At 63.8% G+C, this 9647-nt stretch carries 7 protein-coding genes and 1 pseudogene; all 8 read right to left on the bottom strand.

The features are described 5' to 3' along the window. Positions 1-113 precede the first annotated feature (113 nt). Positions 114-530: pseudogene (gene bamD, locus Q0S16_RS15770) on the bottom strand (outer membrane protein assembly factor BamD); the annotation flags it as partial. 318 nt (positions 531-848) lie between these two features. Continuing rightward, complete coding sequence (lpxC, locus tag Q0S16_RS15765) at positions 849-1817, bottom strand: UDP-3-O-acyl-N-acetylglucosamine deacetylase (RefSeq protein ID WP_295849906.1); 969 nt, start codon at positions 1815-1817, stop codon at positions 849-851. A gap of 297 nt (positions 1818-2114) precedes the next feature. Further along, positions 2115-3905, bottom strand: coding sequence for a cell division protein FtsZ (gene ftsZ, locus Q0S16_RS15760; protein ID WP_295849903.1), 1791 nt, complete (start codon positions 3903-3905; stop codon positions 2115-2117). Between the two features lie 110 nt (positions 3906-4015). Further along, the gene (ftsA, locus tag Q0S16_RS15755; RefSeq protein ID WP_295849900.1) at positions 4016-5341 is read right to left on the bottom strand and encodes a cell division protein FtsA; all 1326 of its coding nucleotides are present in this window, start codon (positions 5339-5341) and stop codon (positions 4016-4018) included. Next, positions 5338-6345 carry an FtsQ-type POTRA domain-containing protein gene (locus tag Q0S16_RS15750; RefSeq protein ID WP_295849898.1) on the bottom strand — a complete coding sequence of 336 codons (1008 nt, stop codon included), beginning with the start codon at positions 6343-6345 and terminating at the stop codon, positions 5338-5340. The genes ftsA and Q0S16_RS15750 overlap by 4 nt, the downstream gene beginning before the upstream one ends. A gap of 388 nt (positions 6346-6733) precedes the next feature. Next, complete coding sequence (locus tag Q0S16_RS15745; RefSeq protein ID WP_295849896.1) at positions 6734-7726, bottom strand: D-alanine--D-alanine ligase; 993 nt, start codon at positions 7724-7726, stop codon at positions 6734-6736. Between the two features lie 4 nt (positions 7727-7730). Next, a complete protein-coding gene (gene murB / locus Q0S16_RS15740) occupies positions 7731-8666 on the bottom strand; it encodes a UDP-N-acetylmuramate dehydrogenase (RefSeq protein ID WP_295849895.1) in 936 nt (311 codons plus the stop codon). Positions 8667-8668: 2 nt separating this feature from the next. Then, positions 8669-9647: UDP-N-acetylmuramate--L-alanine ligase (locus Q0S16_RS15735; RefSeq protein ID WP_295849893.1), on the bottom strand; the 979-nt coding region annotated here is incomplete at its 5' end.

Below are 9647 nucleotides of genomic sequence, written 5' to 3'. Positions count from 1 at the left end.
GTTCGAAGCCGTCCTGCAAAAATACGTCCTTCCAGATGGCAAGGTCCGTTACGGTGCACTGAAGGCCGACCTGGCCCCCCTTACGGACTATGTGCACGCCCTCGGAGCCACACGATCAGATATTGCGCATAGGCCGCGTCCGGGCTGCCCGGATGCAGCGTGACATAACGCGTCGCCGAACCGATGCAGGTATCGTAATCGCCGGCTTCATAGGCGGCGTAGGACGACATCAGCAGCGATTTGCGCGCCCAGTCGGAATACGGATGCTGGCGATCGACTTCCTCGAACTTCTTCGCGGCCGCCTTCGGATCCTTGTTCTGGTTCATGAGGTACAGGCCCTCATTATACAGCTTGTCGGCAGGCTCCTCGACGAAGGTGTCGTCCTTGGTGCTGAACTTGTCCCACAGCGCACCGGTGCCGCAGCCGCTCAATGGAATCGCCAGCGCGGTCAGGCCAAAAGCCAGACGCAGCTGTCGGCCATAGCCGTTGAGCAGGTTGCGCAGTTCGGGCGGAGTACGCTGTGCCGACATATATGAGACCTGACGCCTGTGATGCGGTGCCTGCGCGTCCATCGCGCACGATCGCGGACCTACCGGTAAGGAGCCCGCGGTTGGCCTTCGACCGCGTGCCTGTTTACCCGAATAAAGTCGGTTAACAAACCGGATACGCAGGCATTTCGCCGGGATTAAGGCGAACGCGGTTGCAATACAGTGGCTTATGGTTACCGCGGATGTCCCCGTCCCGACACTGCCGCATCAATGAGTGCAGCGATGCCATGTTGGGATTGGCATAGATGACGACCTTCCGCGCGCCAACCGCGGCGGATAGCCCGACAGGGATGCCAGCCTTCAGGAAACGTCGGGACCGAAGGCCGGAGCGATCATGCCGCCGAGCATGCCGCTGGCGATCTCGGCTGCAACACGCGGACGCCGGGCGGTCGCAACGGGCTCGGCTTCGACGATCTTCCAGGCGCTGCGATCAGCAATCAGCGCCGACAGCACCGCGTGGTTGAGCTTGTGGCCACCACGGACCGACCGGAAGGTCGCGAGCAGCGGCAGACCGGCCAGCGCCAGGTCACCAACGGCGTCGAGCGCCTTGTGACGCACGCATTCGTCGGAATAACGCAGGCCCTCGCTGTTGAGCAGGCGGGTCTCGTCGAACACCACTGAATTTTCGAAGGATGCGCCAAGCGCGAAACCGGCGCTCCAGAGCTGCGCCACGTCGTTCATGCAGCCAAAGGTGCGGGCGCGGGCGATGTCGCGGCGGAAGCTCTGCGGATTGAGGTCGATGATGTAATTCTGACGGCCGATGGCCGGATTGGCGAAATTGATTTCGATTTCAGCGCGGAAACCGCTGCTGTTGGGGCGCAACTCGCCGAAGGAGTCGCCGATCGCCACCTGAATGGGCTTGAGCACCTGGATGAAGCGACGGCGGGCAGCCTGCTCGACAATGCCGGCCTGGTCGATGGCGGCGACAAAGGCGCTCGCGCTGCCGTCCATGATCGGCACTTCCGGACCATCGACCTCGATGGTGGCATTATCGACGCCCATGCCGCGCAGGGCGGCCAGAACGTGTTCGGCGGTGGAAACCAGCGGACCTTCGCTGTCGCCGATCACCGTCGCAAAGGCGGTCGCAATCACCGATTTGGCGTTGGCCTGGACTTCGCGATCGGGACCATCAAGGCCGGTCCGGACAAAAATAAAACCTGCATCGACAGGTGCAGGTCCGAGGGTCAAGCTGACAGGCAAACCGGAATGGACGCCGACACCGGTGACGGTGGCTTGCGACCAAAGCGTTGTTTGACGGCTAAATTTCATTGGTAACCCACCCACTTGCGACTCACTTCAATCCGGCCAATTCGGCTGTCCGAAGTCCCCGAGTCGCAGCAACCATACCCACTGCCACAAAGTGCGCCACTCACGCTTTTTTACCGATTGTTACCCAACCTCTGCCGCATTCGAGCCAAGGGTTGAACAAGTCTCGCACCTCGAAGCCGCTCTAGAAATTCGAATTATATAAATATGATCAACGACTTGGTGACGAGTTCCTGAAAAATAAAAAGTCCCGACCGTTGCCAGTCGAGACCTTTTTGATCGTCATGATTGTAACAAAACTCAGCTGGTCTGACGGCGCAGGAAGGCCGGGATATCCAGATGGTCGTCGCCCTGTGGCGCGGGGGCCACAGGTGCCGGACGGCCATGCGCATCAAGACCTTGCGGGGCAGGACGGCGGGCGTATTCGGACACCGGCGCCTCATTGCCCATCTGCTGAGCAACGCTGCGCTGTGGCTTGCGTTCAGGCAGCGGCGGCATCGGTGCCATCGCCGGAGCGTGGGAACGGCCGGCCACCGGCGCCTCGGATTCCTCGTCGCGACGGCCGAGACCGACATTGGCGAGGCGCTGCAACAGCGACATCCGAACCTTCTGCGGCTCATCATCCGTTTCACCGCGGGCCTGGCGGATCTCGTTCTGCGCCGGCATCGGCAGGTCCTCGAACTTCGGCATGCGCGGCGCGCGCAAAGGTGCGCGTTCTGCGGCCTGAGGAATGAACTGCTCGGGCAGCGCCGGCTCATGCTCTTCCGCGCGCGGAGCTTCACGATCCGCGAACAGCGACGGCTTCTGCGCGATCGGGCGCACGGTCACGTCGCCGTAATTAGCGGCCTGATTCGACACCTGCGCGACCGGCTGGTTTTCCGGAGCCACCGCGGCGGCAATCGCGGCCAGCGCAGCGCGTTCGTGGTTGCTGGCCGCCGGGCGCGCCGCAGCGGGGGCCTGACCCGGACGCGGCGCATCGGTCTTCTGCGCCGTGGTGGCGACAGCGCGCTGATTGTCGGCGCGCAGCCGGGCGGTCAGATCGGCAAGACGGCTGTCGGGCGCGGCGGCCGCGGCGACGGCATTGGCAACGGAAGCCGGGGGAGCGGCGGCATTGCGGGCCAGCATGGCCTGCTCTATGCCGGTGGCGACCACGGAGACGCGGATCACGCCGTCGAGGGTCTCGTCGAACGTGGCGCCAACAATGATGTTGGCGTCGGCATCGACTTCTTCCCGGATGCGGGTGGCGGCTTCGTCGACTTCGAACAGGGTCAGGTCCTTGCCGCCGGTGATCGAGATCAGCAGGCCGCGCGCGCCCTTCATCGAGGAATCGTCGATCAGCGGGTTGGCAATCGCGGCTTCGGCGGCGGTCAGCGCGCGCTTGTCGCCCGAGGCTTCGCCGGTACCCATCATCGCCTTGCCCATTTCGCGCATCACGGCGCGAACGTCGGCGAAGTCGAGGTTGATGAGGCCTTCCTTGACCATCAGGTCGGTGATGCAGGCAACGCCCGAGTAAAGAACCTGGTCGGCCATCGCAAAGGCGTCGGCAAAGGTGGTCTTCTCGTTGGCGACCCGGAACAGGTTCTGGTTCGGGATGATCAGCAGCGTATCGACCACCTTGTGAAGCTCAGCGATGCCGGCCTCGGCGGTGCGCATGCGGCGCTGGCCTTCGAAGTGGAACGGTTTTGTAACAACACCGACGGTGAGGATACCCATGTCACGTGCCGTCTTGGCGATCACCGGGGCCGCACCGGTGCCGGTGCCGCCGCCCATGCCGCAAGTGACGAACACCATGTTGGCGCCCGAGAGGTGATCACGGATCTCGTCGATCACTTCCTGCGCGGCGGCCGCCCCGACGTCCGGCTGAGAACCGGCGCCGAGGCCCTGGGTCACCACGGTGCCCATCTGCACGATGCGCTGCGCCTTCGACATGGTCAGCGCCTGCGCATCGGTATTGCCGACGACGAAATCGACTCCCTGCAGACCAGCCGTGATCATGTTGTTGACGGCGTTACCGCCGGCGCCGCCGACACCGAACACGGTGATCCGGGGCTTGAGCTCGCTGATATCAGGGGGGGTCAGGTTGAGTGTCATGGGATTGCCTCTCGATTACGCGCGCGTTGTCTGGTCATGCCGGCGGCCCAAGATCAGACTTTGGGCCGTCAACGTTGAAGATGGAAAAAGGATCACTCGAAGAAATTTCATCAGAAGCCCTCGCGAAGCCATCGTCCGACCTTTCCGAAATAACCGTCGTCGGTGCCCGTCTTGAGCTGACGCGTGTATCGCGGCTCCACATGCTCGAGGTGAGCAAACTGCGGATAGACCAGCAGGCCCGACGGCACAGCGAACGAAGCGCTCTTCGCCTCATTCGGAAGCCGGCCGAAGCCGAGCGGACGACCGACCCGAACCGGGCGGCCAAGAATTCGAGTGCCGAGCTCGACAAGCCCGGTCAGCTGCGAGGCACCGCCGGACAGCACGACCCTCGCCCGCGGCTCGGCCGCAAACGGGGAATCTGCCAGCCGGTCCCGGACCATTTCAAAAATCTCCTCGGCACGCTGCCGCACGATGTTCGCGATCGTGGCGCGGGACACGACCTGCGGAAAATCGCGGTCATTGTCGCCGGCCGTCGGCACGTTCATCATTTCGCGCGTATCGGAGCCGCCAGTCAGCACCGTGCCATATAACGTCTTGATTCGCTCGGCATCTGCGATGCAGCAACCGAGGCCGCGGGCAAGGTCCATCGTGATGTGCTGCCCGCCGACCGCGAATCCGGACGCATGTACGAAACGCCCGCCGGAAAAGGTGGCGATGGTCGTGGTACCGGCGCCCATTTCGACCACGGCGGCACCGAGATCGGTCTCGTCGTCGGTCAGGACCGCGAGACCTGCGACATAAGGACTCGCCGCCATCGCCTCGACATTGAGGTGGCAGCGTTCGATGACCAGCATCAGGTTGCGGGCGACGGTGGCGTCGGCGGTAACGACATTCATGTCAACGCCGAACTGGCTGGCCACCATGCCCCTGGGGTCGCGAATACCTTTAACGCCGTCCAGCGCGTAACCCACGGGCAATGCATGCAGAACGGTACGGCCCGGAGGGGTCGCATGCTTCATGCCGGTCGAGGTAACCCGCGTGACATCGGCGGCGGTGACCGCGACGCCCTTGATATCGGCGGAGGCCTCGATCAGCTGGCCCTGCAGCCGGCCAGCCGAAACCGACAACAGCACGGATTCGACGCGCACCTTGGCCATGCGCTCGGCCAGCGATACCGCATGGCGCACCGCCTGCTCCGCCTCGCCCATGTCGACCACAGCCCCGGACTTCACGCCGCGGGACTGGATCTGGCTGTAGCCGATCAACTCGATGGCATGGCTGCGACCGCGCAGCGCGTCGCTCGGCGGGCAAGGCCGCAGCCGCGCGATCATGCAGGCTATCTTGCTGGTGCCGACATCAAGCGAGGCCACCAGCGCGGTGCGGTTGGGAGCCATCTGGCGGGTCTTCGGCGCCTGGTTGCGATCAAGACTGGTCATGCGGCACCAGCCTTCTTCTTGTCGGTCTTGTCCTTGGCCTTGAACAGGTCGTCGCGCGCCTTGGCGGCATCTTCGGACAGCCGGACCGTCAGCCGGTCCTGCAGACGCATGTCGATAGCGACGATATCACGCGAGAACAAATGGTCATCCTTGTCGAGCTTGCTGAGCATGGCCAGCGCATTGCCGACATCGTTTTCCGGCAGGCGGACGTCGAGCCCGTCATTGAGACGCAGGTTCCAGCGCCGTTCGCCGACCAGGATGGCAGCTTTGGTAACGGTGCGGACCTGCGGATAGCGGTCGAGCAGCGCGATAAAATCCTTGGCGCGGCTATCGGCGCCTTTGCCTACTACCAGCGGCAACGAAGCGAAACGGCGCGACACATAGGTTTCAAGCACCGCGCCGTCATCGGCGATGACCGAGAGGCGGCCGTCCTGCTGCCAAAGCGCGAAAGCGGTGCGCTCGGTAACATCGATCTGCAGCCGGTCAGGATACAGCTTCAGCACGTTGGCGTCGGCAATCCACGGATTGGCCTTGAGCTTGTCGCGCACCGTGGCGGCATCGAGGAACAGCAGCGACGAGCGGCCATTGACGCCGCCGATCGCCAGAATTTCGTCCTGGGTGAGCTGCTTGCGGCCGTTCAGGGTGACCGAAGCGATACGGAACCCGGCGGCATTGGCGGCGGCGTTTCGGGTATCGCTAAAGGCTTCGACCAGTTCATCGAGGTGATCACCCTTGACCACCCCCAGCGCGACGCTGCCGAGCAGCATCACGACCGTAGCCGCGATGCCGACCCGACGCGGGGTGTAACGTTCAAAGGCAGCGATCAGGCGGTTCGGATTCTGTTCGCGGACGACGGGTTTGCGGAACTGGAACCGGGCCAGCAAACGGACAAGCGGCAGCAACTGCTCGCGAAGCAGTATGACTGCTCCCTTGGCAGCCATTTTAAGGTCAGCTGGGGGCCCCAAAGGTCTCACCGACCGGGAGGGGCGTCCTGCACCATCCATTGCACGCGCTCATCACATGTTGTGCCCGCCTTCGATACGGGCTCTGGCACGGGTGAAATCTGGTCATGCCGGGGATGGGTAAGGCCTCACGCCCGGCGGCCAGGCGCACCTGCGCCTCCAACCTTGACCTTCGGACTTCCTGGTAAACAAAGTGTAAAGAAGGTTCGGACAGGACGCGTTTTAATGCGACGGCAGAACAGTTTAGCCGGACTGTGGCGAATCCGTTGGATGGAACCGGACGCGCGGCGGAACATGCCGCCGTCGTCAGCCCGAGCTGCGGCTGACGTCAAAAACGGCTGGTGCAGGCCCGGAATTCGGTGCGGATTGAACATTCCGGGGTTCCGGGTTCGCTGGCGGCGGGGCCGCTACCGCCTTGGAGCGACAGCAATTACGATCCTGCAGCGCGCTTGGTGGCCAGCGCAATCTGACCATGCAAAAAATCAACGAAACCGACGCCCTGCGCGGCGAGCGCCTTCGGATACAGCGACGCCTTGGTAAGCCCGGGCAGCGTGTTGGTCTCGAGATAGACCGGTCCGTTGGCGGAGATGATGAAATCCGATCGCGAATACCCCCGACACGACGTCGCCTGATGGGCCAGAACCGCAAAATCCATGATGGCCCGGCTGATTTCCGGCGCGAAACGGCCCGGGCAGATTTCCTGGGTCGATTTGGCGAGATATTTCGCCTCGTAATCGAAGCCGCCCTCCGCCGGGATGATTTCAATCGGCGGCAGCGCGATCAGCGAACCGTCGGCCTGCTCCAGCACCGCGCAGGTGCCTTCCACGCCGGCCACGAATGGCTCGACAACATAGTCCTCAGACTTCGCGGCATGGCGAACGGCAACCAGATCCTGACTGGCATTGACGAAGATCAGGCCGTAGCTCGAGCCATCGCGGGCTGGCTTGGCGATCAGCCGGCCATGCTCGGCGAGCGCCGCTTCCAGATAATCCAGCGCGATGCTGGACGCCGTGGGTACGCCGGCCAGCGCCGCGAAGCGCTTGGCGGCGATCTTGTCGAAGGCGAGATTCGACGACGCCGAGCCGGACCCGGTGAAGGCGATGCCGCGCATCTCGCACAACAACTGCAATTCGCCGTTCTCCGCGGTGCCGCCGTGCAGCCCGAGCAGCAGCACGCGGTTCTCCGCTTTGGCCATGTCGAGCGCCGCCGCAAGCAACCCCAGGCTGGCGCTGCCAGGCTGAAACGGCTCCTCGAACGGCCGGGCATGAGCCAACAGGGTTTCCGGCAGGGTCGGATAGACGCGATCGTCAACGTCCCAGAACCACAGCTCGGCCTCCGGCAGCGCCGTATGCAGTGCCTGCGCCGTGGCCACCGAGACCAGCCGCTCCTTGTTCAGGCCTCCGAACAGAATGGTTATCCGCATTGATTCAGTTCGCTCCGTCATGCCCCACCCCAATCCGCTTGATTTCCCAGTGCAGGTCAATGCCGCTATGCGCCAGTACGCGGGCGCGCACAGTGTCGCCGAGCGTCTCGATATCGGCCGCGGTGGCATCGCCGGTGTTGATCAGGAAATTGCAGTGCATCTCCGACACCTGCGCGGCCCCGACGCGCAGCCCGCGACAGCCGGCGGCGTCGACCAGCTTCCAGGCGCTGTGGCCGGGCGGGTTCTTGAACGTCGAGCCGCCGGTCTTTTCGCGGATCGGCTGAGCGGTCTCACGGTGCGCCTGCACGCCGTCCATCCGCGCACGGATCACCGCCGGTTCCGCGATGACACCGCGAAAGGTCGCGGACGTAAAGATGACCGAGGGATCGACGCCCGAATGACGATAGACGAACTGCATCGCGGCGTTGTCGAACACTTGCTTCGCGCCGTCGCGGCCGATGCCGGTGGCGGCGATCAGCACATCCTTGGTCTCGCCGCCATTGGCGCCGGCATTCATCCGCAGCGCGCCACCAATCGAGCCGGGAATGCCGAAGTAGAATTCGAGGCCGCTGATATTGGCGGCTGCCGCGGTCTCGGCCACGCGTTTGTCCAGCGCCGCGGTACCGGCGGTGACCGTATCATCGCTCGCCATCGTCGCGCCAAAACCGCGCGGGCTGAGGCGGATCACCACCCCCAAAACGCCGCCATCGCGCACGATCAGATTGGAGCCGAGGCCGACCATGGTGACGGGGATTTCGTTCGGAAGATGCGCCAGGAAATAAGCGAGATCATCCTCATCCGCCGGCGTGAACAGGATTTGCGCGGGCCCGCCGACGCGAAACCACGTCAAGGGTGCCAGCACCTCATTCGCCAGCAGCCGCCCACGCAACTCGGGCATCGCGGATTTGAGCGCGGGTGTGATGTCGGGGAAGCCGGACATCGTCACCCCAGCGCCTGTAGCTCGCTCGGCAGCGCATAGGCCCATTGCGTGATATTGCCGGCGCCGAGGCAAACGACCGTGTCACCAGGTTTAGCAACTCCGGCGACGAGCCCTGCAAGCCTGGCGGATTCCTGCAGCGGAAACACTTCTCGATGGCCGTGGGCTCGCAGGCCGAGCACAAAATGATCGCGGTCAATGCCAGCAATTGGCGCTTCACCGGCCGGATAGACCTCGGCGACAATTACCGTATCGGCGTCGTTGAAGCAGGTGCAGAATTCCTCGAACAGCGACTGCAGCCGCGTGAAGCGATGCGGCTGCACCACGGCGATCACTTTACCCTTGGTGGATTCGCGCGCCGCCCGCAGCACCGCGGAAATCTCCACCGGATGGTGACCGTAATCGTCGATGATGGTGACTCCGTTCCACTCGCCGGTCTTGGTGAAGCGGCGGCGAACGCCGCCGAAATTCGCCAGCGCCTTGCGGATGGCGTCGCCGGACATGCCGAGTTCATGCGCCACCGCGATCGCCGCGGTCGCGTTCAGCGCGTTGTGGCGGCCGGGCATCGGCAGCATCAGATTGTCGATGGTCTCGGTCGTGCCGGCCTTGCGGTTGCGGAACACGACGCTGAAGGCGGAGCCGCCATTGCTGGGCTTGAGATCGAGCAATCGCGCATCCGACTGTGGGTTTTCGCCATAGGTGATGATGCGGCGATCCTCGATCTTGCCGACCAGGCTCTGCACCACCGGGTGGTCGATACACATCACCGCAAATCCGTAGAACGGCACGTTCTCGACGAAATGCCGGAACGCGTCCTGTACCGCTTCGAAGGTGCCAAAATGGTCGAGATGCTCGGGATCGACATTGGTGACAATGGCGACGTCGGCGGGCAGCTTCAGGAAGGTGCCGTCGCTCTCGTCCGCCTCCACCACCATCCACTCGCCGGCCCCCAACCGGGCATTGGTGCCATAGGCATTGATAATG

Source organism: Tardiphaga sp., from assembly GCF_025356345.1.
GTDB lineage: Bacteria > Pseudomonadota > Alphaproteobacteria > Rhizobiales > Xanthobacteraceae > Tardiphaga.
This window is presented reverse-complemented; position numbering and strand designations above follow the sequence as displayed.

Bases quoted from the DNA above. Each gene is read 5' to 3' on its own strand.
- ftsZ (WP_295849903.1), bottom strand. From the start codon at position 3,905: ATGACACTCAACCTGACCCCCCCTGATATCAGCGAGCTCAAGCCCCGG.
- Q0S16_RS15750 (WP_295849898.1), bottom strand. From the start codon at position 6,345: ATGGATGGTGCAGGACGCCCCTCCCGGTCGGTGAGACCTTTGGGGCCC.
- lpxC (WP_295849906.1), bottom strand. From the start codon at position 1,817: ATGAAATTTAGCCGTCAAACAACGCTTTGGTCGCAAGCCACCGTCACC.
- ftsA (WP_295849900.1), bottom strand. From the start codon at position 5,341: ATGACCAGTCTTGATCGCAACCAGGCGCCGAAGACCCGCCAGATGGCT.
- murB (WP_295849895.1), bottom strand. From the start codon at position 8,666: ATGTCCGGCTTCCCCGACATCACACCCGCGCTCAAATCCGCGATGCCC.
- Q0S16_RS15745 (WP_295849896.1), bottom strand. From the start codon at position 7,726: ATGCGGATAACCATTCTGTTCGGAGGCCTGAACAAGGAGCGGCTGGTC.